Below are 24,264 nucleotides of genomic sequence, written 5' to 3'. Positions count from 1 at the left end.
TACCTGGTTGATGGGATGGTCCTCGGCGACAAGAATATGGAAGTTCGAGGCTCCACGCGACCCCAGTTCGGGCGACTATCCCGACGGCATGGCCTATGCGCCCGACGTGCACAAGCTCTATGTATCCGATGAGCACGGCGGCACGGACACGGTGATCGACGTGCGCACCAACACGCGGGTGGCAACCATTCCGCTGGGCGGTGAGGTAGGCAACACGCAATACGATCCTGTCTCCAGGCATATCTTCGCGAACGTGCAGACCCGCAAGCAGCTGGTGGAGATCGACCCCGTTACCGACAAAGTCATCGGCCGCACGGATCTGCCGGGAGCGGAAGGCAACCATGGTCTTTACATCGATCCCGCCACGCATCTCGCCTTCATTGCCTGCGAGGACAACAACAAACTGATCGTGGTGAATCTCGACGACAAGCGCGTGGTGTCGACATTCGACGTGGCGAAGGAACCGGATGTATTGGCGTTCGATCGCAGCTTGGGTTGGCTATATGTAGCGGGCGAGAGCGGCGAAGTCTCGGTATTTCATGTCCAGGGGCGGGCGGTGACTTTGTTGGCTACCGGCCCGCTGGGGCCGAATGCCCACGTGGTCGCTGTCGATGAGGCGACGCATCGCGCCTATTTCCCGCTCAAATCTCTGGAAGGAAAACCTCGGTTGCGGATCACCGAGCCTCGACAGTGATCCGTGAATCCCGTCATGCTTGTTGCGGATGCGGCAGGAAAATCATCGTCGGCGCGTCCGTTCGGGTGATCTCCACCGTGACGTGGACCAGTTCCTCATGGACGGCCAAATGGGTGCGCACTACGCCAGCAGTAAGCGGCTGATCGGTCACCAGGCCCAGAATGCAGGCGTAGCGCCCCTTGCCGACGCGCCAGACATGCAAATCGCTGATCGCTGTGCCCGGTAGCTTCTCGGCGACCACGTCGCGAACCTCCTCCACGACCGGCGCATCCATATCCGCATCGAGCAAGATCCGGCCTGACTGCTTGATCAGACTGACCGCCCACTGCGCCACCAGGATGGAACCCACAATACCCATCACGGGGTCCAGCCAGGCGATGTGGAAGTACTTGCCGCCCACCAGCGCCAGGATGGCCAGTACCGATGTTGCTGCATCGGCCACCACATGCAGATAGGCCGAGCGCAGGTTCAGATCGTGATGGTGGGCGTGCCCGCCATGGCCATGCGCATGCCCATGATCGTGACTGTGCGAGTGACCCTCCTTGAGTAGCCATGCGCAGAGCAGGTTCACCAGGAGACCGACCACCGCGATCGGAATGGCCTGGCTGTAGTGAATGGGTGCGGGATGGATCAGGTGTTCGATGGACTGCACGAGCATCAGTACCGCCACCACACCCAACAACAACGCGCTGCTGTATCCACCCAGAATTTCGATTTTCCAAGTGCCAAAGGCAAAGCGCCGGTCCGTCGCCAATCGGCGGGCAAGCGCGTAAGCGCCCGCGGATACGCCCAGGGCGAGTGCATGGGAACTCATGTGCCAGCCGTCTGCCAGAAGGGCCATCGAGTTCAGTGCATAGCCGCCGACAATCTCCGCCACCATCATCGCTGCCGTGATGATCACGGCCCGCAGCGTGTTCTTCTCGGCAAGCGGGTTGCCTTCGTTGAACTGATGTGAGTGCTGGAACGGCGCGGGGTCTGGGTATGCCATGGGCGTTCCTCAATGAACTATACCCCCCTATACTATGACCGACATCAGGAGATCGCCATGTCTCACACCGTTCAAAACAAGAAATCATTGATCACGCGCGTGCGTCGCATCAGCGGCCAAGTGGCATCCCTGGAAAGAGCGCTGGAATCGGATGAAGGTTGCGACGCCATCCTTCAGCAGGCGGCATCGATTCGCGGCGCCGTGCAGGGACTGATGAGCCAACTGCTGGAAGACCATCTGCGCGAACATGTGGCCGCCAGCAACCCGAAGGCTATGCGTGACCTGGAGCCCGTCATGGCGGTGCTCCGGAGCTACCTGCGATAACTGCCGGAGACAGATCATGCCGTGGCTCATCACCAAATATGTCATCACCGCAGCGATCGTCGTGGCGGTCTCCGAGGTGGCCAAACGCAGCGACCGGCTGGGTGCGCTGCTTGCCTCACTGCCGCTGGTGACCCTGCTCGCACTCACATGGCTCTACATCGAGAAGCAGCCGGCAGAGAAAATCGCCAACCACGCCTGGTACACATTCTGGTATGTGGTACCTACGTTGCCGATGTTCCTGGCCTTTCCTCGGCTCTTCGCGCGGTTTGGTTTCTGGCCGGCGATAGGACTGAGCGCCATCATCACCATCGTGTGCTTCGCGCTGTTCGCCTGGGCTGTTCGTCCCTGGGGCATCAGGTTGCTCTGAGCGTAGAACCTGGGCCGGGATCAACGAAGAATTTGGGCTTGCCGTTGGTGGCGGGACCACCGGCAACATCACGAAGATAGTCGACCTTCGGCCGCGCGGATCGAGCGAACTATCCGCATCACGTTCTTGGCAGACACTCGCGGAACATTGGCCTGGTGGCGCCGTACCCACCAGGCCGCTGATCCGATTTAGAACGCGTAGACCACGGTTGCGCCCACGCCCCAATCCGGACTGCCATCGGTGAAGCCCTTGGTTACATAGGCCTGGGCTTTCCAGCCGCTGGCGAACTTGTACGCGTAGTAGCCGGTGAGTTCATTGCGCGCGAAGCTCGTGTCCGAGGCCTTTTCGCGGTAGTCGTAATACGCGCCGAAACTGCTGTGGGTATCGAGCTTATAGGCCACGCCAGCGTTGGCGCCGAATACGTCGTTGAGCTGGATGTATTGCGAGCTGCCCAGCCAGGTGTAGCTCACGCCGCCGAACACCGTCCATGCACCGAAGCCCTTGTACATGTCGGCGCTGAAACTGTAGTCGTTCTTGCCGGTGCCCAGGCCTTTGTTCGCATCGGCCGTGCCGAACTTGATCTTGCCGGTGAGATCAATGCCGAACTGCGACTCGCGGTTGCTGTAAGCCTCATAGGTCGCCGCGGCCGTGATGTCGCCCAGGCCCGACGCGGAGCCGGTTGTTTCGGGTGGTGGCGTGACGCCGCCCTGCCCATTGCCCTTGCCGTGGCCACGCCCTTTCGGATTGGTGTTCTTCACCGGACCCACGCCGGGAATGACGTTGTCGGCACCCGACACGTGGATGTATGGCACGGCGAGCTTGAACGACCAGCGATCGATGTCATAACCGAAGGTCACCGGCACCTGCGTGATGTCGGTGGTTTCCGAAGTACCGTACTTGCCGGTGGTGTAGTCGATGCCGGCGCCCACCTTGATCGTGGAGCTGTCGTCAGCGTGGGCCGCCTGTGCCATCAGGCCCAGTACGCCCATGGCGCAAAGCGTGCTGGTGTTCTTGAGATTCATGCATTTTTCCTAGGGCGTAGCAAAAGAAGTGCGGGAGGCCCATGGAGGGCCTCCACACGTATCGGGGTTGTTGTTGTGATCAGCGACCGCCGCGTTCGGGCTTGTCGGGACGCTCGGGTTTCTCAGGCTTTTCGGGCTTGTCCGGATGATCCGGCTTGTCAGGGCGATCGGCCTTGTCGGGGCGGTCGACCTTGGCGACCTTGTCTGCCTTGTCGGCGTGGCTGGCCTTGTCGACCTTCTCGCCGTGCGCGATGTCCGCACTGTCGGGCACCGGCCCGTGCGCCTTGGTGGCGCTCATGATGTCGCCCAATTTGAAGCCGAGCGTTTTGGCGATATTGCCCCAACCCTGGCCTTCAGCACGCAATGCAAGCACGCCGGTGAACTGCACGGGACCCTTGGGACCGGCGACGGCGCCGCCATTCAATGCCGCTTCGATCTGTGCGGCCGTGGGCTGCGTGATGCCTGCAGCGGTGAGTTCGGCCTGGGCCAGCGACAGCGCGATGTTCACGTTGCCGTAGCCGAGATGACCGGTGCTGGGCGTGAAGGAGGTTTGCACCGCTGGTGTGGTCGCCGTCGCTGGCGTAACGAGCACGATGGTGGAACCGCTACGCAAACCATTGACCAACGCCTGCGCATTGCCATTGGAACCGGCGAAGTCGGTATAGCTGTTGGCCAGTTTGACGCTTTCCTGTCCGCTCGTCGGCGCGGCTTGAGTGACTGGCACGGTATCGGCCATCGCCCAAGCACTGCTCATGGACAGGCCAATGGCGAAGCTCAACGCGGTAAGTACATGCACACGATTTTTCATGGACTGCCCCTTGAAGGTAATGAATCGTTTCCCTTCGAGGCGCCCTGGGGCTTCAGATGAACTCCGCATCTGCCATGCGGTGGTGCAGCATGCATCATGCTCACCGAACGGCCTCGGCGGCGGATACTGGCCGAGTGCAGGACGCAAGAAAAGAGCGTGAGACCGCAAATTCAGGAAACAGGAACAAACGCTTCAGCAGCGAGTTAGATATGCCTTTGTTTTGTGCGCTACACCCCATAAAACAAGGGTTTTCTTGCATCAGGCTGTATGTTCGTCACTCGTCAGATGAACAAGAAAATCCGCTGCAGGCTTAACGCTACGTTTCGCTGCATGCGCCACGGCCCGCAGTTCTATGCGATGGTGTCGCGGTGTCGCACCAGCAAACGCTCGGCGACACTGTCGAATCCTTCGACGCCAATCCCGGAGCTCGTATGAAGCGCCTACTCTCGTTCGCTATGGCCGCCGCCTTGCTTGCTGGTAGCGGAACGATCGTCGCCTCGCCTCAGGACCATGGGCACGGCAATGACAACAGTGGTCATGGCGACGACGGCGATCATGATCGCAGCCACAATCCCAAGGACGAAGGTCGTCACGACAACGGCAAGCACAACGGCTGGTACAAGAAAGGTGATCGACTGCCGGATCGCTACTACAGCCACGAGTATTACGTGACCGACTACGAGCGGTATCACCTGCGTCGTCCGGATCCGGGATATCGCTGGGTGCGTGCGGATGGCGGCCAGTTCTATCTGACGCTGATCTCCAGCGGCGTGGTCATCGATATCGCCGCGGGGCTGTGATTGATCCAAGCGACGTTTGTGTGTTTCGAACGACGCCGTGGCGGACAACTGCGTAAAAGAAGAAGGGTCTCACACGGGACCCTTTCTTCCCTCCCCCGCGCGATCAGCGGTGGTTATCAGGGCTGACCAACATCCAAGGGCACCCGTTGGCCCGCGCACCCGTCGTTCTAGCGAAATGCCGGCGAGAAGGCTCGCCCGATCCAGGTCTTTTGGTGAGACGGATCACGAAAGTGCGGGTTTGTTGAGCACTGCCACTGGGATGGCTTTGTCGTACGCACGTTGAGAGGTACGCTTCGACCACGGGCAGGCGTGGCGCATCGGCGTGCATCGAACTAACGGGATGATGCCCGGGGTACGATCTCAGGGGGGCGGGTGGACAACTCGATCGAATTCCATGCGCTTCCCAGCGTCGCTGCCGGTCGCGCGCAAGGCGGCCGCGATACGCAGCAGGACGACCTGGTCTGTCTTCATGATCCGGAAACGCAAACCTATTTGCTGGTGCTGGCTGACGGCATGGGTGGCGATGGTGCAGGCGAGCTTGCTTCCCAGGGAGTCATTGAAATCGCGCGCCGCCTCTGGGAGCAGGGAACGTGGCGTCGCCAACCGACCTCTTTGTTTCTGGAGTCGCTCTGCCAGGCCGCTCATGCCGAGCTTTGCCGCCGCCGGCAGGGCCTCGTCAACGGGGCGCCCCATTCCACCATCGTCGCCTTATTGATCAAAGGCGAGCGCATCGCTTGGGCCCACGTTGGAGATAGTCGGCTGTACCGTTTCCATGGGCGCCGCTGCATGGGGCGCACCGAGGATCACAGCTTGGCGCAGCTGAAGTACCGGCGAGGCGAAATATCCGAGCATGAACTGGCCACGCATGTCGATCAGCAACAACTGTTGCGTGGCCTGGGCGGTGCCGATGCGCTGGAGGTGGAACATGGTAGCGGCGACCTGCGCCGCGGTTCCGCATTCGTATTGTGCAGCGACGGCGCGTGGACGCAGCTTAAGGACGAGGAACTCGGGCGTTTTGCGCAGCGCCGAGATCAACAAGAGGCTGTGCGCGAGGCCATTCACCTGGCAGTCGAACGAGGAGGAGCCGGCGGCGACAACGTCTCTCTGATCTTCGTGCGTCCGCGATTCGGCGGATTCCTGCCCACCCTGTGGCGGGCCATGTTTTCTGGCCGACAGCGCGACAATGCGCAGGCCACCATGCAGAACGAGGTATGAGTTTGATCGTCAAGGTTCGTTCCAGGCCACACATGGCGCGATGTGCGGCGCGCGTTTTCTGTCTCATCGTGGCCATCGGCGTGGCCGGTTGCAGCCAGGTGGGGGCGCTGAAGTCCAAGGTAGGCAACGCCTTTGGCGGCGGCACCACGACGGCCAGCGACACGCAAGCTTCTCCTGCGCCCGACAACGATTCACCGCTGAATTTGAACACCATCACCGGCACCTATCTGATGCATGGCCGATATGCCGAAGGCGAGCAACAGTTGCGCCGGTATCTGGCCAAGTATCCGAACGACCGCGCCGCACAGGGCCTGTTGCGGCAGCTCACCGTCAATCCGAAGGTGGCACTTGGTGCGGCGTCGCACAATTACGTCGTGCAGCCGGGCGACAGTTACAGCACGCTGGCCGCGCGCGATCTTGGTGATTCCAATCAATTCCTCGTACTGGCGCGTTATGCCGGCTCGACCAATCCTTCCACGCTTCGAGTGGGTGAGGTGCTCCGCCTTCCGGTGACGACCCCACGTGGCACATCGTCGGCCGGGACACCGGTGCGAAGCAGCACCAAGGACATCGCGACCATAGTGGTTACGCCGGCAACGTCAGCGGATGCCGCACCATCCCATGAGTCGGCGACAGCGAAGGCGCAGCGATTGCAGGAAGAGAGTACGGCTCTACTCAAGCAGGGACAGAAGGATCAAGCGCTCGCTCGTCTTGATGAAGCGCTTGTGCTGAACCCTCATGTGAAGCCCGCGGGTGATCCTGCCCTGCGCGCGCAATTGCTGGCTTCGTATCACGAGCGCGCGGTGGTGCTCTATCGCGACCAGAAGCTCGACCAGGCCATTGCACTTTGGGATCGCATCCTGGCGGTCGATCCTGGTTACGAGCGCGCGGTGATCTACCGCGCTCGTGCGTTGGAGCTACAGGGGCGACTCAAGCAGATCTGAAGCACGGACGGGTCGAATGGCGGGATCATTCCGTCGGCGGTGATACGACCAGCGTCGGCTGTCCGGCCGATTCCGCCGATGGACCGCGCCGGGATGCGGCATCCGCGGGGTGGCGCGACTCCAGCGCACTGCTCATCACGTTGAATGAAGCGAAAAGCTGTCCGAGTTCGTCGCGACGCGCGAGGCGAATGCGATGCTGGTAATCGCCCCGTGCCACGCGCATGAGTGCATCGCTGAGCATGGCCATCAAGGCCAGGGGCTGGCGGAACAGCCAGTAGGCCGCGCCTGCCAATGCCAGTAGCGTCACCAGCAATACGGCGATGATGACGCCCAACGTGGTTCGCTGCGCGGCGACCAATGGCGCATTGCTGACGCCAAGACGCAGCTCCCCAACCGTCTTGTCTTGGTAACGGATGGGTACGTCGAACACCATCATGTCGTCCAGCCCGATGGCGTGACCGATGTACCGCTTCACTCCCGGCGAGGAAGTCAGAGGCTGGGAGGCCCCGGCATCGGCAAGCGCCTGGCCCCTGTCCGACACTCGCGTGCTGGCCACCACCTGGCCTTCGCGATTGGCGATGGCGAGGTAATGGATCTGCTGATTGCGCGCGACGTCCTGCACCAGCGCACGGGTGGCCGCTTCATCACCCAGCAGCAGGTTCTCCGCCGATTCGCTGGCCACGATTCGGCTCAGCGAACTGCCGAAATCGGTGGCCAGGCCGTTCACTGCGATGCCTTGCTTGGCATAGATTCCAGCCAGGCCCAACAACAGCACCAGGCACAGGATGGCACCCAGCGTGCCGATCCAGCGCAGGCGCAAGGAGATGATGCGCGCGGCCATGGGAGTTTCATGGGAGCGCTCGTATTCGCGGCGTGCCATGCGCAGATCGTTGATGACTTCTGCGCCGGATTGATAGCGCGCTTCCACCGTAGGTGCCAACAAGGTGCTGACCACGTCCGTCAACAGCGTCGGGGCTGCGGGATCCAGCGGCGCGATCACGGGATGTGGATGGCGGTGCCGCTCGCCGATCAACTGCTTTATGTTCGGCAGGTCCGGCCAGGGCAGCTTGCCGGTGATCAGCCAGTAGAGCACCACGCCCAAAGAGAACAGGTCGCTGCGCTCATCTGCCATTTCGCCACGCAGGCGCTCAGGGGCCATGTACGCAGGCGTGCCGCCGATGTGCTGGTTTCCGGCCCCCCCCTTTTGTCGTACGCGTCGTTCGGCCATGCCGAAGTCACTGAGCTTGGCGTAGTGCCAGCCGTCCGCGAGCATGATGTTCTCGGGCTTCACGTCCTGATGGATGATGCCCTGGCTATGGGCATGGTCGAGCGCCGCCGCCACCTGCGAGGCCAGCTCAATGGCCATGGACAACGGTGGCAGGCCTTCGCGTGCGACCAGGCTGGCCAGTGTGTCGCCCGGCAGGCGTTCCATGGCGATATACGGACGCCCGTCTTCGGTCTCGCCGGTGTCGAAGATGGTGACGATATTGGGGTGCACCAGTTGCCCCGATGCCCGCGCTTCAAGCAGCAAGCGGCGATCGGAGCCGGCGTCTGGCACGCCATCCCGATGAAGGCATTTGATGGCTACCGGGCGATTGATCCCGGGATCGAACCCGGCATAGACCACCGCCATGGCGCCTTCGCCCAGGATGCCGTCGATGCGGTAGCGGCCAATGTGGCGAGGTAGCTCGGATTGGTTCATGGCGATCAGGACAACCACCACCACAGCAGCGCGGCCAACCCTGCCAATGCAAGCAGGCTCGCCAGCACAACGCGGCCGGCGCGCTTCTGCGTACCTGGTTCGCGCGTGAGCAAGACGAATTCCACCTGACCGAAGCGGATGCGGTCGCCGTGCTTGATGGTTGCCTCGTGGACGCGCCGGTCATTGACGAACGTGCCATTGGTGGACAGCGTATTCATCACCACGTAGTGCCCTTGCTGGTTGATGATCCACGCATGTGCCGAAGAAACGCTCGGCTCATTCACCACGATGTCATTGTCGTCGCGGCGACCGATGGTTTGCCTGCCAGAGCGCAGAGAGATGCGGCGGTCCTCAAGCCCGGCACTCGTACCCTGCAGCACCGGTTCACGCTCGCTGGCGTGCCCATGAGATGCAGGACTTGCCTCGGCGGCCCACTGGCTCAGCTCGCTACGGGAAAACAGCTGCGTCCCCTGCGAGCCCGCGAGGCGCGGGCCGGACTTGGCAGAGGGAGGTTGGCGAGAGTTTTCCATCGAACGCCTTAGGCTACGAAATCGCGTGAACCGTAAAGCTACCGAATCGACCTGAAGTGCACAAACTTGATGCAGGTGAAATTCTCCGGCCTTCCTGGGCCTTACGATTCGCTCGAGCCATCATGCCGAGCGCCAAGCGCGTTTAGAGCAAAACCAGCCTCTTCAAAGCAGCATATGGCGGCAGCACCGTGTAAGCGCCCAGGAATGCCACCAGTTGAGAGCCGCGGGCCTCGCTGAGGTCTAGCTGATAGGCCTCACATGTTCTGTGTTGATTTCGACACTTTCATTGGCAGGCATTCCGGCGGTTAAGCGAACGAGCGACAACGACGTCAACGCCAACACCCGCCAGGGCGCGCATCGACCCCTATGAAATGGTCGCGCGTTTTCATCGAGACTTCTCCCGCACAACGGATTGCCGAGTCTGCTCTCTGGCCACGCTGGAGGCGGGTCCAGCGTTGAGCCAGCACAGCAGCTGGCGATAGAGTGACGCGATGACCATCACTCGTGGCGAACGCTGCGGTCATCCGAACCCGTTGCGCCCTCTTGCCACGTCATCTGGTGCGCTCCTTTTTGCAACCGCTGTTTCGTCTTGCTCGAGCCAGCGATGTCAGCAGATTTGGCGCCTTAACCGTTAACACCAACCCGCTTCATCACGCCAGGAATCAGTCATGTCGCACTTCCGTTCCTTTACGCTTCGGTTTCTTGCTGCAGTGGCGTTGCTCGCCAGTGGCGCTGCGTTCGCCCACCCCAAGCTCGTTGTCACCACGCCTGCCGACCATGCCGATGTCAGCGCGCCAGGGACGATCGAAATGTCGTTCTCCGAAGCACTGATGACGCAGCTCTCCGGTGCGAATTTGATGATGACGGAGATGCCTGGCATGACCATGGAGCCGGTGAAGATCGAGGTGAAGACCGTGCCCTCATCGGACGCCAAGTCGTTGGTGATGACGCCGGCTCGGCCGCTCAGTTCCGGAACGTATCGGGTGGACTGGCACGTGGTATCCAGCGATACGCATGCCGCGAAAGGCTCCTTCAGCTTCCACGTGAAGTGATCTGGCGATGGTCGATGGCTTGCTGGTGCTCAGTCGCCTCGCGCTCTATCTCGGCCTCATGCTGGCCTTTGGTTTGCCCGTGTTTATCCTGCAGGCCCTGACTCGCGAGCAGTCGGCCCTGCCCTTCGCCCGTCGAACCCTGCGTGTAGTGGCTGCGGCGATAGCGGTGAGCCTTTTGGCGTCGGGTTCCGCGCTCTGGGCGATGGCGCAAGCCATGAGCGGAAGCAGCGACGCAGCTGCTGTTTGGGGCGTAGTGCAGATGTTGCTGACACAGACCGCCGTGGGAATGACGTGGGACCTCCGCGTTGCACTCCTCGCGGTGTCGCTGTGGTTTACAGCGACATCGAGTGGCGATGCGCGCAATCGCGCGGCAGTGGCTTCGGTACTCGGCGCGGTCGCCCTGGCGACCCTCGCATGGACAGGCCATGGCGTGATGAGCGAGGGCCGTTGGCGTGGCTCCATCTCGGTGCCGATATTGCCCACCTATTGGCCGCTGGGGCTTGGGTAGGCGCGCTGGTGGCTCTGACGCTCGTCTCGCGGGCCGCATCGTGCCACGCCGATCAGAACACGGTCGCCCTGTTGTCGAGCGCTGCGACCGGGTTTGCCCGATGGGGCACGCAGATCGTGGCGGTGCTTATCGCCAGCGGCATAGTCAACTACATCCTCGTCGTGGGCCCGACCTTGTCCGGCTTGATCGAAACCCTGTACGGCCGCCTTCTGCTGGCGAAACTGGCCCTGTTTGCGAGCATGCTCGCACTGGCTGCGGCCAATCGCTTTCGACTCGCACCAGCCCTGGAAAAGGCTCAACGCGATAACGATGCCACCGCTGCCGTGTCCGCCCTTAAGCACAGTCTCCACCTGGAGACGAGCCTGGCGATCCTGATCCTGGGCCTCGTCGCCTGGATAGGCACGCTTGACCCGGGCGGGGGCTGAGTGTGCGATCAGGTGGGCCCAAGCGATGAAACGGGTCACCAAGCTTCCGCGCGATGTGACATCGCTTGGCCTCCTCACCTGATCAACGCCACTTTTCCACACAGTGTCGTGCTCATCGCGTTTCCTCTCTGAGTGGCGGGAACGCGTGTCCGCTGGAGCCAATCACGGAGAGACTGCGCCGCCCGAATCGGACGGCGCATTCTTGATGGGTGACACACGCGCGATTCAGATCTGCGCCTGACCGCCATCAACGACGAGTTCCGTGGCCGTGATGAAGCTGGCTTCATCAGAGGCGAGAAACGACATGGCGCTGGCGATTTCGTCTGCCGAACCCGCGCGGCCTAGCGGCGAGATGTCGGCCACTTGCGCCACGAACTGTTCGATCTGCTCGTCGTTGAAACCCAATTCCGTCTTGTACGCAGGCGTCACCACGGTGCCCGGCGCGACGATGTTGACGCGGATGCCGCGGCCTTTCAGGTCGACGGACCACGTTCTCACGAACGAGCGCAACGCGGCCTTGGTCGCCGCGTACACGCCAAACGCGGGGAACCCCTTGACGGAAGCGATCGAACCCGTGATCACGATCGAGGCGCCCGACTTCATCAACGGCAGCGCCTTCTGCACCGTAAACAACGTGCCTTTGACATTGATGTCGAAGTACTTGTGGAACTGCGCCTCGGTGATCTCACCCAGTGGCACGAATTCGCCGCCACCGGCGTTGGCCATGAGGATATCGAGCCGTCCTTCGGCCGCCCCGATCTGCTCGAATACGCGATCCAGATCGGCGTTCTTCGCCACGTCGCCCTGGATGGCTGTGGCGTGATGGCCAATCTCCGCAATGGCCGCATCGAGCTCGCTTTGACGGCGACCGGTGATATAGACCTTGGCCCCTTCCAGGGCCAGCCGCTTCGCAGCTGCCAGTCCAATGCCCGAGCTGCCGCCGGTGACGAGGGCCACTTTGCCGGCATGGCGTGCGGCGTTGATCTTGCTGTGATCGAGGGTATTCATGTGCTCTCCAATGGGCTGTTTGCGCCCCGTGAGCCCTGTTTATGGGTCTGACTCTCTGTGTATAAATAGGACTTTCGTGTTTTCTTTATTCATGTCCATGGATAATCTGATCAAACATCGGGTGTCGCCATGGATCATCTACAAGCCATACGAGTCTTCTGCCGCGTGGTCGAGACGGGCGCCTTCAACCGCGCCGCCCAGTCACTGAAGATGCCCAATGCCACGGTCAGCAAGTGGATCCGATCGCTGGAAACCCACCTTGGCGTTCCGCTGCTTGAGCGAAGCACGCGCCGTGTGCAGGTCACCCACGAGGGAACGGCTTATTACGAACGCATGCGTCAACTGCTGGCCGAGCTGGACGATGTCGAATCCACCCTGGGCCGCACCCAGGCCAATCCCCGAGGCAGCCTGCGCGTGGATACCGGCGGCTCCACCGCCAGCGGCATCCTCATTCCCGCGCTGCCCGAGTTCCGCGAACGCTATCCGGACATCCACGTGGAGATCGGCGTGACCGATCGCGTGGTGGACGTCATCGGCGAAAACATCGATTGCGCCATACGAAGCACCGCCCGCGATCTCTCGCTGATCACCCGTCGCATCGGCAAGCTTGGCTGGACGACCTGTGCGAGCCCGGCCTATCTCGCGCGCTACGGCACACCCGATCATCCCAGCGAGCTGCTCAACGGAAACTATCCCGTCGCGGGCTATTTCTCCGCACTCACCCGCATCGTCCAGCCCCTGCACTTTCGGGATCGAGGGCAGCCCTTCCAGATCGAGCCTCGCACCAGCGTCATCGTCAACGAGAGCAATGCGCATCTCGCATCGGCATTGGCGGGACTGGGTCTTATCCACACGCTGGATTTCATGGTGCGTCCCGCCATCGATCGTGGCGAGCTGATCCCGATACTGGAGCCTTGGCGTCCTGAGCCTCTGGACGTCTATATCGCTTATCCGCCGAGCCGTCAGCTAAGCGCGAAAGTGCGGGTCTTCGTGAGTTGGATTACCGAGGTCTACACGCGCTATCAATAAAGTTTTTCGAGTTTCCTCCATTTGCTTTTGAGCTTGGTTGAGAGCCACGTCGCGGGTTCATCCAAACCCCAGGGCTTGGACGAATGCTCATGCCGATTCACTGGAATGCAATCGCCGAACGTCTCCGGATGATGCTTCTTGGCAGGAATCTCCACAGGCGCTCGGCTCCTGGATAGGCATCGATATCCGGGCCATCCAGGATGATGTCCACGCTTCCACTGAGCTGGAGCAACGTACCGTTTTCGAAGTCGACGAAGGTCAAGCCGGCCATCGGGTTCACCGCGAAGTTGCCCAATGTGTTGAAGAACCGATTGCCCGGATAATCCGGCACGGTAAGTGAGCCGTCTTTGCCCACCGCAACAAAGCCTGCCGGCCCGCCACGATGAGACACATCGACTTGTCGTCCTGATTCCTTCAAATCAACGTACGAGGCAACGAAAAATGTCTCGGCGCGCTCGACAAGGTTTCGCGCCTCGTCATCGAGCCCATTCAACACCTCGGGGTTTTCATGGGCCGATGCGGACGGCGCCATGCCCACGAGGTGTCTCTGCTTGATGTACTTGGGGCAGTTACCGAACACCTGCGCGGCTCGAACGTCAAGCTGCGAAGGTGTTGAGGCGACCACCTCGCCATTGACGCGGTATCGCCGCCTCGCCTCAAAATCGATGCCAAGCACGGCCACCGACGCGCCGAGACGAAGCCCCGTTTGTGCGGGATCGGCTTCGGAAACCATGGCGCCAATGCGAAGAGTGCGGATATTGGGCGACGAGACAAAACCCGTGCCTCCCGACACCAACGTGACCCATGGAAATCCATTTTCATCCACCGACCCAACGACCAGCAGGCTTAGCTGGGAGAAGAAGCCGCGTTGTTGCTCGCTGAGCTGCGTATGGAAGATGCGGCTTTCCAGGCCGGCAAAGACGACATCAGCACCTATCGTGTGCTGCATGGCCTTTTCACCCACATGCCACGGCACTGCTGACACCATCTCGCTCCCGGTCATCACTTGATGTCTGCTAACACTTTGCTTCGCAGACGGCTGCGCCATGCATCGATCCATGTGGGCCGATGGCGGGCGACACTCCCGTCACTTGATGCCGTCATAGGCAATCTTGGTGAAGAAATCCGGCCCAATGACGAACTGACCAAACCGCGCATCGAACGCGGCCGTGGGTTTCGCCGCGACAACCTCGCTCAGCGATTTTCCCTGCTTCTTGAGCGCCGCCACGTTGTTGCGGATGCTCACCAACATGTCCCGAAACGCCACCAGATCCTTTCGGTTGCCGACGGGGCCGTGACCAGGAACGACAATGGTCTTGTCGGTGATCACGGCAAGAATCTGGTTGTCGACCTTGATCATGCCGTCGATGCTGCCGCCTTGTTCGTTGTCGATGAACGGGTAGACGCCGTTCCAGAACAGGTCACCGAGAACCACCACATCCGCTTTCTTGAAGTAGACGTACAGGTCGCTGTCGGTATGCGATGGCTCGACAGGGGTCAGGAGAATGCTTTCGCCGTCGAAGTCATACGTTTTCGGACCGTTGATCACGACCGACGGTATGCCTTGAGGCACCATCGGCTTGAACGTGTATTTCCAGTCGTCCACGCGGGTGGAGGTTGAGAGATGCTTGACGGTGTTCGGCGTGGCGATGATGGTGGCGCCTGCCTCATGCAGCCAGGGATTACCGTCGGTGTGGTCCCAGTGGTAATGCGTATCGACGAGATACTTCAGCGGTGCGTTGCTGATCTTGTTGAGCGCGGCCTGGATGGCATCTTTGGAAAGCGAAATGCCGCCATCGACCATGAACTTCCCGTCGGCACCGGTGAGCACCGTGATGTTGCCGCCCGAACCCGAGACCACCGTGAGATTTCCCCGCAGCGGCGTAAGGACGATGTCGGGCTTCGCCGCCGCCTCGTTGATCTTTGTCACGGGGCTTATCTCCGGCACCTGCGCACCTGCGGGTGCGCAGGCGAGGCCCAGCGAAAGAGTGGCCGCAAGTACCGCAAGCCCTGTCGCGCGTTTCTGCCAACGGCTGGTCGTCAACATGGTCGTTCTCCGGCTCGTTTGAACACACGTGTTTCGCCCGCTACTTCTTCACTCGCCTGGCCAGGAAGTCACGAATCAGTGGAACGATGACGTCCGCCTTGTCCTCGAGCGCGAAATGGCCGGTGGGAATCAGGTGGAAGTCCAGGTCCTTGAGGTCTCTTTTGTAGGGATGCGCACCATCCGCCGGAAAAATGAAGTCACGCTCTCCCCAGACGATGATTGATGGCGGCTGGTGCTTCCGAAGGTATTCCTGCACCTTGGGATAGAGCGGCAGGTTGGTCCGGTAGTCGTACATCATGTCGAGCTGGATATCCGAGTTGCCCGGTCGATCCAGCAGCGCCTGGTCATGCACCCAGTTGTCCGGGGACACGCGGGTGACGTCATCGACACCATCCGTGTATTGGAACTTGGTGGTTTCGAGCGTGAACAGCTTCAGCAGTGGCTTGGCGTTCTCGTCAGTACGTTCTGCCCAGTACTTCTTGATGGGGTCCCAGAATTCCTTCAGGCCCTCGTCGTACGCGTTGCCGTTTTGAATGATGAGCCCGGTCACCTGCTCCGGATGTTTCAGTGCAAGGCGCCAACCCACAGGCGCGCCATAGTCCATCACATACATGGCATAACGCTTGATGTCGAGCTCGGAGAGGAGCTTGTCGACAATCTCCGCGTATCGATCGAAGGAATAGGTAAATGCCTTGCGATCCGGCATGTCACTTTGCCCATACCCCGGATAATCGGGCGCCACCACGTGATAGCTGTCCGCCAGTGCAGGAATCAGGTTGCGGAACATGTGCGAGGAAGTGGGAAACCCGTGAAGCAGGAGCACACACGGGTTGTCCCTGGAGCCTGCCTCTCGATAAAAGATGTTCAGCCCATCGATCTTCCGGAATCGGTGATGCGTTACCGGCACTGGTTTCTCGTTGCTCATGGGAAGACTCCACGCCATGGCCAAGTCACGGCGGTCAGGTGATGGCGGCACCGCTCATGCCGTTGCGAAAGCGAGCAGATCCTTGTTGAGTCGTTCGGTGTGTGTGGCGAAGAGGCCGTGCGGCGCGCCTTCGTACACCTTGAGCGTCGCGTTCTTCACGATCTTGGAAGAGAGCATCGCCGAGTCGCCGATGGGCACGATCTGATCGTCATCGCCGTGGATGATGAGCGTGGGCACATCGATCTTCTTGAGGTCTTCCGTCAGGTCGGTTTCGGAGAAGGCCTTGACGCAGTCGTACGAACCCTTGAGCCCCGCCTGCATGGACCACAGCCAGAAGCTGTCCCGCACGCCCTGCGAAACCTTCGATCCCGGCCGGTTGGCGCCGTAGAAAGGCGCACTGAGATCCTTGTAGTACTGCGAGCGATCATTCATCACACCCGCACGGATTTCGTCGAACACCGCGATAGGAAGTCCGCCCGGATTGGCGGGTGTTTTCAGCATCAGCGGCGGGATGGCCCCAATGAGCACGAGCTTGGCCACACGCTTGGTTCCGTGGCGGCCAATGTACCGCGTGACCTCGCCACCGCCGGTGGAATGGCCGACCAGGATGATGTTCTTCAGATCGAGCGTCTCGATCACGGCGGCCAGATCGTCAGCGTACGTGCTGAGGTCATTGCCCGACCAAGGCTGATCGGAGCGGCCGTGGCCTCGCCGGTCATGGGCAACCGCGTGGAATCCGTGCGAGGCCATGAGAAACATCTGGTTGTCCCAGGCATCGGCCATCAACGGCCAACCATGGGAGAACACGACGGGCTGGCCCGTACCCCATTCCTTGTAGAAGATCCGGGTGCCGTCCTGCGTCACCACGGTTCGTTTTGCTGGCGTGGCTGCGCCGGCCCCAGCAGCGCCCGGACTGCCGGCGGTGGCCCTGGTGGGCAATGCTGCAGCAGCCGCGGCAGCGGCAAGGCTGCTGACCACAAAGCTGCGCCGAGTGGATGACATCGCATGGGACTTCATCGGTATGACTCCTGAAGTGCGTACGCCGCCGCACTACATGTCGCGGCAGGCGCGTGGATGGGTGCTTCGCAGGTGGTCCGCCTGGCTTATCCAGCTGGCGTTCGCCACCACACCTTAAGAAATACCGCCGCCAAGCGATTGGACAAACGACGGCCATTTGCCGAAACGTCTGGCGAGCTTGCAGGCCTGCTATCCAAGCGCCACCAGAGGCGGAGACCGGCCATCCACGGGAACCCTTTCCACGCGCGCGCCCTCCGCGCGTCGCCATGCGGAAGGGCTTGCTTTCATGCGTCTTGAGAAGACGCGCGTAAAGTGGCTTTGGTCCGAGAAGCCGGAGGCTGACGCTATGCTGGCCAGTGGCTCATCCGTGTGGACCAGAAGCCGCTTGGCCAGTTCGATTCGTCGATTGAGCAACCATTGATGTGGCGTACACCCCGTCGTGTTCTTGAACAGATAGGTGAAGTGGCTGGGTGACAGCGCGCACACCGTCGCCAATTCATCGACGGTGAGTCTTCCCTCGATGTTCGATGAGACAAGCGTGTTGATCTTCCGGATCTGCCATGGCACCAACCGATCGCGGTCGAAGGTCGATTTGGCGGTCAGTCGACAGTACGTCCGCGCGACATGACCAATGACAGCGTCCATCACCTGCTCGGCGTAGGACGTGTTCGACTGCCCTCGCCCCTGCATGAGTGGAAGGCTGGCCAGTGCGAGATATTTCAGGAGAGGATCGAAAAGCGACAGTCGTGCCGGCAGCCCGTCCAGGAGCACGACGCCCTTCCCTTCTGTGCCACCCATCATCCGGTCGAGGCGTGATTTGGGAAAATGGAATTGCACACAATGGAGCGGGCGACGAATGACGCTGTGCCAACGGTGCGATCGATCGTAGATCCCCACCATCCCTTCGGATTGGAACGGCAGGACGATGCGTCGTGAATCGCACCACATGTCGTGGCCTATATAGTCTTCGAGATAGACCAGCGCCGTGAGCATCGTCCGATGCGGCTGCGCGGTGCACATGACATCGTTGGGTGACTCGACGCGATCGTGGGTAATGCTGCAGCGCTGCGAGGCAACAGCAATACCTGAGCACGAGCCGCCATCCGCGGCTTCGGACTGCATCGACAAGCTCATCAAGAGTATTTCTTCAGTGGACACGGCGCACCCCAATCAATGGCGGAGCTTCATCCCCTGATCACATGAGCAAAGCCAACCGTGGAACCTGGCCATGGGCGCGTTGAGTTCCTGAGAACAGCGCGCTCATCGAGCCCGACGACAGTGCCACGTCCTTGTGACTATCGCGCCCCAGACGCGAAACCACGCTTTCCATGAAGCGGAACTGGAAGGGAAGAAGGGAGAGTCTGAGCCATTCCTGCCGCCAAGAGAATGCGTTCTTTTGGCAATGCTACGCGTCAACTAGTGCAAGGATCGCTCCGTCGGAGATACAGTGTTATTGCGAGAACGAACGACGTGGCGGATAGCACTAAGGTGTCGATTTTTCCGATACATGCCGGTTGACAGACCTCTCTCCCGACACGTCAGCCTCGCGAGAGAGAGGGGCCGCCGCCCGAAGCAAAGAGAAGAAAGTTCGCTTTGACGCAGAGATCACACTAACCGGAGGGAGTGGCCCAATGGATCGCTATGCAGCGATGAAGATCTTTGTAAAGGTCGCCGAATGCGACAGCCTGGCCGAAGCGGCGAGAACCTTGTTCATGAGTGCGTCGGCCGTCACGCGGGCCATCACCTATCTTGAAGAGCAAATCGGAACGCGCCTTTTTGTCCGCACGACCCGCGCATTGAAAATTACCGAAGCGGGAGTGCGTTACCTGCAGGATTGCCGGCGCATCCTGGCTGACATCGAGGCGTCCGAATCCGCCGCCGCCTCGGCATACTCGACACCGTCGGGCAAGCTGACGGTCACGGCTCCCGAATTGTTCGGCCAGCTCTACGTGCTGCCGATTCTCCTGGACTTCCTTCAACTGCACCGCCGCGTCGTCGGTCACGCGCTTTTCACGAACCGCGTGACGGATCTGGTGGCCGAGGAGATCGATGTCTCCGTACGAATCGGCCACCTTCCCGATTCCGACTACCGCGCCATCCGCGTGGGTTCCGTGCGGAGCATTGTCTGCGGATCCCCCTCCTACTTCGCCGCGCATGGCATCCCCATGACACCGTCCGAGCTGCACGGCCACAACGCCATCGCGGTGGCTGACGCCTGGTCTCCGCAGGATTGGGAGTTCTGTCATCCCGATACGGCCGTGACGATTACTCCAAGGCTTTTATGCAGCAACGATGACTCGTGTATTGCTGCCACGATGGCGGGCTGGGGACTCACCAAGATCATGGTTTACAAGATCGCCACGCCGCTTGTCGAAGGCCGCCTGCAACAGGTTCTTTCCGAATTCGAGGGGCCGCCCCTTCCGATCCATGTGCTGGTGCCCGAAGGGCGCCACGTGTCGGCGAAGGTCAAACTCTTCCTGGACATGCTGGTGGAGAGGCTGCGGCACAACTCGGTTCTCAATTAGCGGAAAGGCGGATGGCTCCATCCCCGAATGCCGCCACGTTTCCCGGCCCCGGCGCACCAAGAGAAACTCAGGGCCTTTGTCCAATCATCGGCGATTCGAACAATACGATGGTGTGGGTGGGGACCAGACTGGCTCCGTGTTGGCGCGGATCTTGACGCACCCGTCGCTGCGCCGATGGATGGCGGCGGTTCCAGCCAGCCGTCCCTGCGCGACCCTGTTCGCGTAGCGCCGTGATGCATTGGTAGAGGACAACCCATGAAGATCTACGTGATCTCGTTAGGCGTGGGGCTCCTGGTCGGGCTTATCTATGGCGTGCTCGACGTTCGATCGCCCGCGCCGCCCATGGTGGCGCTGGTGGGTCTCGTTGGCATCCTGGTGGGTGAGCAAGCCATCCCGATCGTCAAGCGCATGCTGCGCGGACAGCCTGTGACGGTATCGGTCTGTTCCAACGAGCTTCGCGCGCACACGTTTGCGCAACTGCCGAGCGTCAATGACCTGAAGTCGCCCCGCGGGGAGCCCTGACCCTTCGCAAAGGGGCAACGAACGGCGATTCAATTAGCGGCGGAAGGCTCATGGACAGAACGCTGACGATCACGGTTTCAGACGGCACGTTTTCGGCCTATGTTGCCAAACCCAAATCGGGTAGCGGACCGGTGGTCGTTCTGCTTCAGGAGGTTTTCGGCGTCAATGCGAGCATCCGAACCATCGCCGGCGAGATGGCCAGGGAAGGTTTCTTGATCGTGTGCCCGGATCTGTATTGGCGAGTGGCGCCAGGCATAGAACTGTCCGACCGCATCGAGGCGGAAGCGAGGCAGGCTTTCGAACTCTGCGAGCTGCTTGATATCGACCGGGCGCTCGATGACGTTCATGCCACGGTAAAAGCAGCGCGGCCCTTTTCCTCGACGGACAAGGTAGGAGTCATGGGGTTCTGCCTGGGTGGTCTGCTCGCCATACTCATGTCTGCTCGTTACCACGTCGACGCGGCGGTCTCCTATTACGGCAGTGGCACCGACAAATACGCCGACGAACTCCGGCGCGTGAACGGTCCTCTCCTCATGCATCTCGCCGGAAACGACGAATACATGGGGCCCGCAGCGCGAAAGAAGATCCAGGCTGCACTGGCCGGATCTCCTTCCGTGGAGATTGACCTGTACCCGGACCGGCAGCATGCCTTCGCCAGACCGGGCGGGAACCACTACAACGCCGCCGACGCTTCGCTCGCCAAGCAGAGAACCGTTCAATTCCTTCGGAAGCATTTGATTGCCTGAGAGAACGAAACGCCGGGGCCTCTCAACCGAATGCCGCTATTGCCTGCGCTCACCAAAGCGATAGGTCGCCTGCAGGTAATAGGCTCGGCCATACACGTCGTAGTTACTTGAGTTGTACGGCGCGCCGGAGGTGCCGGGATAGCTGCCATCGCGTGGCGGCATGGCATTGAACAAGTTGTTGACCTGCAGTGAGAGCTGCAGGCTAGGCATGGGCTGGTACGACACGCTGGCGTTGTAGCGTATCCACGGCGCCAACGTGCCCGCGCCGGGATAGGCATAGCCATTGTTGGAGGCGAGGTAGTTGGGCGTCTTGCCGTAGCGGTTGGCGTAGAGCGTTGCCGACCACTCGCCGAGATGCCAGTTGGCCGAGGCGTTGGCGCGCGTCTTGAAATCGGTGCTCCACGTGGGGTCGCGCAACCGGTCCACCATCGGATCGCCGGCATACGGCTGATAGTCGTGCTTGAGCATGTCGGTGTAGGTGGCGGTAAAGCTCAGGTCGCCATAGCGCCCGATGCCGAAGCCGTAGCGGAAATCCGCCACCAGCGCATTGATGATGCGACGCGAGACATTGACCTTGCTGCGATAGATCGACGTGATATCACCGATGGTGCCATTGCCCGCCACGCCGGCACTTCGCGTGATCTGCGCCAGGGCGGCACGGCACGACGGTGAGTTGATGTCACGCTGGCCAAGCCGACACAGCATCTCGTCGTTGAGCAACGAGTCCACGCTCTGGTTCTGCACTTCACCCTGCACGTTCCAGTGCAGGTAGTCGACGCTGGCAGACAGGCGCGACAACGGCGACCACACCACGCCGTAACTCCATGCCTTCGCCTCGATTGGCTTCAGCGCCGGATTGCCCGCCTGTTGGCCGAAGTACTGCACGCTGGCGTAACGGGCCGGGCACTTGTCGATGTTGGGACCGCGGTAGCCCAGTGCGGCGCAATTGTAGTAATCGGTGGCGCTGCTGTAGAAGCCGCTCAAACCCTGGAACTGATCGGACAACGTTGGCGCCTTGAACGCCGTACCCACCTTGCCACGCAGCAGCAGGGTTTCAACGGGCCGATATTCCAGGCCAAGGTTCCAAGTGGCCTTGTCCACCTGCTTCCCGGCCACCTTGTAGTCGTCATAGCGCGCCGAGGCATCCACGGTGAGCTGACGCCACACCGGCGCGCGCAATTCCACCGTGCCTGCGTAACGCGAACGGTGACCCGCGCCCTGCACCGCCGTCGAACCCCACACGCCACCATTCATCAGGCGAGCGTCCGGCGTGTAATCCCACCCTTGGTTGCCGGCCTCAAGCACGGCGGCCATGCCCGCATCGCCACCCGGCAAGGCGAACAGCGAGGCATTGGTGAGCTGGCCGCGCAGCATGTTGTCCCAGGTCTTGCTGAGGCTGCTGGTGTAACCGGTGAAACTGCGGAAGTCGGCAACCGGCATCACGGTGTAGAACGCGGCGTAGTCGGGCGCAAAGCTGCGATAACCACGGCCGCGCGGGTCCGGCCCCAGGTCGGGGCCCAGCACGTGCTTGGCGAAGTAGTCGTTGATGGGGTCGGTCCAGCGCGCAAAGCCGCGCTGATTGAGCTGGTCGTCCGAGTGCGTGAAGCCCACGTCGTAGTCCCACGCGCTGGAGCCCAGGCGCCCTTGCGCACCCAGCGTCAGCATGTACGCGTTCTCCACGGACGTGCTCATGATGGAATCGTAGCCGCCCATATCTTCCGGCGAGAACGCGCGCTGGATCTGCACGTAGTCGCGCAACTTCGTGTCGTAGAAGTAACGGTACTTGCTGCTGCTACCCCACCACGTGTAATTGGAGCCCGCCGTGTTACTGGTTTCGTTGTAGTTGTAGAGCAGGTCGCCGTACAACTGCACGTGATCGTTCGCGTCATAGGTGGCGTGCGTATACAACTGCGCGTTCTGGGTACCGTTGGCAAGCGTGCGGTAGCCCGGCGAATAGAACGAGCCACAGTAACTTCCGTTGGGCGAGCGCACGCGATAGCCGGTGGTGCCGTCGAACTGTTCCGTCACGCGACTGCATGCGCTGGAGTCCACCTTCTCCACGTTGATGTAGCGCCCGGTGGTGCCGCTTACCAGCAGATAGTCCGCGCTGGCGATCGACGGGCCGGTGCCGTCGGTATTGCGTCGGCGGGTAAGATCGCGCTGATAGCCCCAGATCGGGTCGACGTTTTCATATTGCAGCCCACCCATCAGGTTGAAGCGGCCACGCTGGAAACCGTCGCTGAAACTCAGCCGCCGGCTGATGCCGCCGCCTTCCTGATAGAAGCCGTAGCGCGCGTCCAGCATGCCGCCATCGACATGCTTCTTCAGCACCACGTTGATCACGCCGGCAATGGCGTCCGAGCCGTATAACGACGACTGCGCACCCGGCAGAATCTCGATGCGATCGACCAACTGCATCGGGATGCCGGACAAGTTGTTGAACACGTCCCGCCCGTTGTACAGCGCGGGGAAATTGCCCATCGGCCGGCCATCGATCAGGTATTTGGTGAAACCCGGCGGCATGCCGAACAGACTGAGCGTTTCCGCGCCCTGCGTGAACGAGGCGGAGGTCTGCGCGCCCTGCACGCTGCCGGTGGACACCGAAGATTGCTTCAGCGCCTCGGCCACCGTCGAGAAACCACGCGCCTGCAGCGTGTCGCCGGAGATCACGATCAACGGCGCGGCGGTTTCGATCTCGACCTGCGGAATCAGCGAACCGGTGACCGTCACCGCTTCCAGTTTCTTCGCGGCGGGCTTCTGATCACCACCGGCCTGCGTGGTTTCCGTTTCAGCGCTGCGCCCGGACTCCTGCACATCGGCGCTAACGCCCGGCGACACGCTCGCTGCACACAAACCCAGCAAGGCCATGGCCAAGGTGGAACGGCGGCGACGCAGCGCGCCCGCAGCCACCATGGGCGACTCTGCTTCGTGAGCAAACGCACTCCGCACAGCGTGCGGCGCGAGCGTGTGCGATGCGGGCGAGGGACACGTGCATACCTGCTGATCCGGCGTAGCCATGATCAATTCCTTTTGTGATGAGAGGGTGGTTGGCGAATCGCCTGAGCG

General features: G+C 61.3%; 25 protein-coding genes. 13 read left to right on the top strand and 12 right to left on the bottom strand.

Translation table 11 applies throughout. From position 1 onward, the window contains the following. Positions 1–10: 10 nt before the first annotated feature. Complete coding sequence (locus ABIC75_RS14305; RefSeq protein ID WP_354014549.1) at positions 11–694, top strand: YncE family protein; 684 nt, start codon at positions 11–13, stop codon at positions 692–694. A gap of 13 nt (positions 695–707) precedes the next feature. Here the strand turns inward: ABIC75_RS14305 and dmeF are convergent, their stop codons facing one another. Continuing rightward, positions 708–1,682 (bottom strand): CDF family Co(II)/Ni(II) efflux transporter DmeF, encoded by a 975-nt coding sequence (dmeF, locus tag ABIC75_RS14300; RefSeq protein ID WP_354014548.1) that lies wholly within the window; start codon positions 1,680–1,682, stop codon positions 708–710. Between the two features lie 57 nt (positions 1,683–1,739). On the opposite strand from dmeF, the gene ABIC75_RS14295 reads away from it, so the two are divergent. Together ABIC75_RS14295 and ABIC75_RS14290 are read left to right on the top strand one after the other, a co-directional pair. Next, positions 1,740–2,006, top strand: coding sequence for a metal/formaldehyde-sensitive transcriptional repressor (locus tag ABIC75_RS14295; protein ID WP_354014547.1), 267 nt, complete (start codon positions 1,740–1,742; stop codon positions 2,004–2,006). 16 nt (positions 2,007–2,022) lie between these two features. After that, complete coding sequence (locus ABIC75_RS14290; RefSeq protein WP_354014546.1) at positions 2,023–2,373, top strand: DUF3147 family protein; 351 nt, start codon at positions 2,023–2,025, stop codon at positions 2,371–2,373. 188 nt (positions 2,374–2,561) lie between these two features. On the opposite strand, the gene ABIC75_RS14285 is transcribed toward ABIC75_RS14290, so the two are convergent. Both ABIC75_RS14285 and ABIC75_RS14280 read right to left on the bottom strand, forming a co-directional pair. Further along, positions 2,562–3,395 (bottom strand): transporter, encoded by an 834-nt coding sequence (locus tag ABIC75_RS14285; protein WP_354014545.1) that lies wholly within the window; start codon positions 3,393–3,395, stop codon positions 2,562–2,564. Positions 3,396–3,474: 79 nt separating this feature from the next. Next, entirely contained in the window at positions 3,475–4,203 is a 729-nt protein-coding gene (locus tag ABIC75_RS14280) for a hypothetical protein (protein ID WP_354014544.1), read from the bottom strand. Positions 4,204–4,634: 431 nt separating this feature from the next. Between ABIC75_RS14280 and ABIC75_RS14275 the strand changes: the two genes are divergently transcribed. From ABIC75_RS14275 to ABIC75_RS14265, 3 genes are all read left to right on the top strand, one after another. Continuing rightward, positions 4,635–5,003: an RcnB family protein gene (locus ABIC75_RS14275; RefSeq protein WP_354014543.1), complete on the top strand. Its 369-nt coding sequence runs from the start codon at positions 4,635–4,637 to the stop codon at positions 5,001–5,003. Between the two features lie 372 nt (positions 5,004–5,375). Beyond that, on the top strand, positions 5,376–6,218 hold the full coding sequence (locus ABIC75_RS14270) for a PP2C family protein-serine/threonine phosphatase (RefSeq protein WP_354014542.1): 843 nt from the start codon (positions 5,376–5,378) through the stop codon (positions 6,216–6,218). After that, positions 6,215–7,162 (top strand): LysM peptidoglycan-binding domain-containing protein, encoded by a 948-nt coding sequence (locus ABIC75_RS14265; RefSeq protein WP_354014541.1) that lies wholly within the window; start codon positions 6,215–6,217, stop codon positions 7,160–7,162. Before ABIC75_RS14270 ends, ABIC75_RS14265 begins: the two co-directional genes overlap by 4 nt. Before the next feature lie 25 nt (positions 7,163–7,187). Here ABIC75_RS14265 and ABIC75_RS14260 read toward each other — a convergent pair whose 3' ends face one another. Together ABIC75_RS14260 and ABIC75_RS14255 are read right to left on the bottom strand one after the other, a co-directional pair. Next, positions 7,188–8,864 (bottom strand): protein kinase domain-containing protein, encoded by a 1,677-nt coding sequence (locus tag ABIC75_RS14260; RefSeq protein WP_354014540.1) that lies wholly within the window; start codon positions 8,862–8,864, stop codon positions 7,188–7,190. A gap of 5 nt (positions 8,865–8,869) precedes the next feature. Next, positions 8,870–9,394 (bottom strand): FHA domain-containing protein, encoded by a 525-nt coding sequence (locus ABIC75_RS14255; protein ID WP_354014539.1) that lies wholly within the window; start codon positions 9,392–9,394, stop codon positions 8,870–8,872. A gap of 668 nt (positions 9,395–10,062) precedes the next feature. Between ABIC75_RS14255 and copC the strand changes: the two genes are divergently transcribed. The 3 genes from copC to ABIC75_RS14240 are packed head-to-tail and all read left to right on the top strand — an operon-like array spanning position 10,063 to position 11,379. Then, positions 10,063–10,446, top strand: a complete 384-nt coding sequence (copC, locus tag ABIC75_RS14250) for a copper homeostasis periplasmic binding protein CopC (RefSeq protein WP_354014538.1) — start codon at positions 10,063–10,065, stop codon at positions 10,444–10,446. A 7-nt stretch (positions 10,447–10,453) separates the two neighbouring features. Next, positions 10,454–10,954 carry a hypothetical protein gene (locus ABIC75_RS14245; protein ID WP_354014537.1) on the top strand — a complete coding sequence of 167 codons (501 nt, stop codon included), beginning with the start codon at positions 10,454–10,456 and terminating at the stop codon, positions 10,952–10,954. 8 nt (positions 10,955–10,962) lie between these two features. Then, positions 10,963–11,379 (top strand): CopD family protein, encoded by a 417-nt coding sequence (locus ABIC75_RS14240; RefSeq protein WP_354014536.1) that lies wholly within the window; start codon positions 10,963–10,965, stop codon positions 11,377–11,379. 225 nt (positions 11,380–11,604) lie between these two features. On the opposite strand, the gene ABIC75_RS14235 is transcribed toward ABIC75_RS14240, so the two are convergent. Continuing rightward, positions 11,605–12,387 (bottom strand): SDR family oxidoreductase, encoded by a 783-nt coding sequence (locus ABIC75_RS14235; protein ID WP_354014535.1) that lies wholly within the window; start codon positions 12,385–12,387, stop codon positions 11,605–11,607. Positions 12,388–12,516: 129 nt separating this feature from the next. Here ABIC75_RS14235 and ABIC75_RS14230 point away from each other — a divergent pair, with 129 nt between their 5' ends. Next, a complete protein-coding gene (locus ABIC75_RS14230) occupies positions 12,517–13,416 on the top strand; it encodes a LysR family transcriptional regulator (protein WP_354014534.1) in 900 nt (299 codons plus the stop codon). Positions 13,417–13,513: 97 nt separating this feature from the next. Here ABIC75_RS14230 and ABIC75_RS14225 read toward each other — a convergent pair whose 3' ends face one another. The 5 genes from ABIC75_RS14225 to ABIC75_RS14205 form a co-directional block, all read right to left on the bottom strand. Further along, positions 13,514–14,464 (bottom strand): pyridoxamine 5'-phosphate oxidase family protein, encoded by a 951-nt coding sequence (locus ABIC75_RS14225; RefSeq protein ID WP_354014533.1) that lies wholly within the window; start codon positions 14,462–14,464, stop codon positions 13,514–13,516. A gap of 39 nt (positions 14,465–14,503) precedes the next feature. Then, entirely contained in the window at positions 14,504–15,463 is a 960-nt protein-coding gene (locus ABIC75_RS14220; RefSeq protein ID WP_354014532.1) for an MBL fold metallo-hydrolase, read from the bottom strand. A gap of 40 nt (positions 15,464–15,503) precedes the next feature. Then, positions 15,504–16,388 (bottom strand): alpha/beta fold hydrolase, encoded by an 885-nt coding sequence (locus ABIC75_RS14215; RefSeq protein ID WP_354014531.1) that lies wholly within the window; start codon positions 16,386–16,388, stop codon positions 15,504–15,506. Positions 16,389–16,442: 54 nt separating this feature from the next. Beyond that, positions 16,443–17,390: an alpha/beta fold hydrolase gene (locus tag ABIC75_RS14210; protein ID WP_354014857.1), complete on the bottom strand. Its 948-nt coding sequence runs from the start codon at positions 17,388–17,390 to the stop codon at positions 16,443–16,445. Positions 17,391–17,594: 204 nt separating this feature from the next. Beyond that, the gene (locus ABIC75_RS14205; protein ID WP_354014530.1) at positions 17,595–18,563 is read right to left on the bottom strand and encodes an AraC family transcriptional regulator; all 969 of its coding nucleotides are present in this window, start codon (positions 18,561–18,563) and stop codon (positions 17,595–17,597) included. 473 nt (positions 18,564–19,036) lie between these two features. Between ABIC75_RS14205 and ABIC75_RS14200 the strand changes: the two genes are divergently transcribed. The 3 genes from ABIC75_RS14200 (at position 19,037) to ABIC75_RS14190 (ending at position 21,198) form a co-directional block, all read left to right on the top strand. Further along, positions 19,037–19,930 carry a LysR family transcriptional regulator gene (locus tag ABIC75_RS14200; RefSeq protein WP_354014529.1) on the top strand — a complete coding sequence of 298 codons (894 nt, stop codon included), beginning with the start codon at positions 19,037–19,039 and terminating at the stop codon, positions 19,928–19,930. Positions 19,931–20,185: 255 nt separating this feature from the next. Continuing rightward, positions 20,186–20,452 carry a XapX domain-containing protein gene (locus tag ABIC75_RS14195; RefSeq protein ID WP_354014528.1) on the top strand — a complete coding sequence of 89 codons (267 nt, stop codon included), beginning with the start codon at positions 20,186–20,188 and terminating at the stop codon, positions 20,450–20,452. Positions 20,453–20,502: 50 nt separating this feature from the next. Further along, positions 20,503–21,198, top strand: coding sequence for a dienelactone hydrolase family protein (locus ABIC75_RS14190; protein WP_354014527.1), 696 nt, complete (start codon positions 20,503–20,505; stop codon positions 21,196–21,198). A 36-nt stretch (positions 21,199–21,234) separates the two neighbouring features. On the opposite strand, the gene ABIC75_RS14185 is transcribed toward ABIC75_RS14190, so the two are convergent. Next, positions 21,235–24,216 carry a TonB-dependent receptor domain-containing protein gene (locus ABIC75_RS14185; protein WP_354014526.1) on the bottom strand — a complete coding sequence of 994 codons (2,982 nt, stop codon included), beginning with the start codon at positions 24,214–24,216 and terminating at the stop codon, positions 21,235–21,237. Between the last annotated feature and the right edge of the window lie 48 nt (positions 24,217–24,264).

The organism is Dyella japonica, assembly GCF_040545895.1.
GTDB classification, from domain to species: Bacteria; Pseudomonadota; Gammaproteobacteria; order Xanthomonadales; family Rhodanobacteraceae; genus Dyella; species Dyella japonica_D.
Note: the sequence above shows the minus strand (reverse complement) of the source record. Positions and strands in the feature narration are given on the sequence as shown.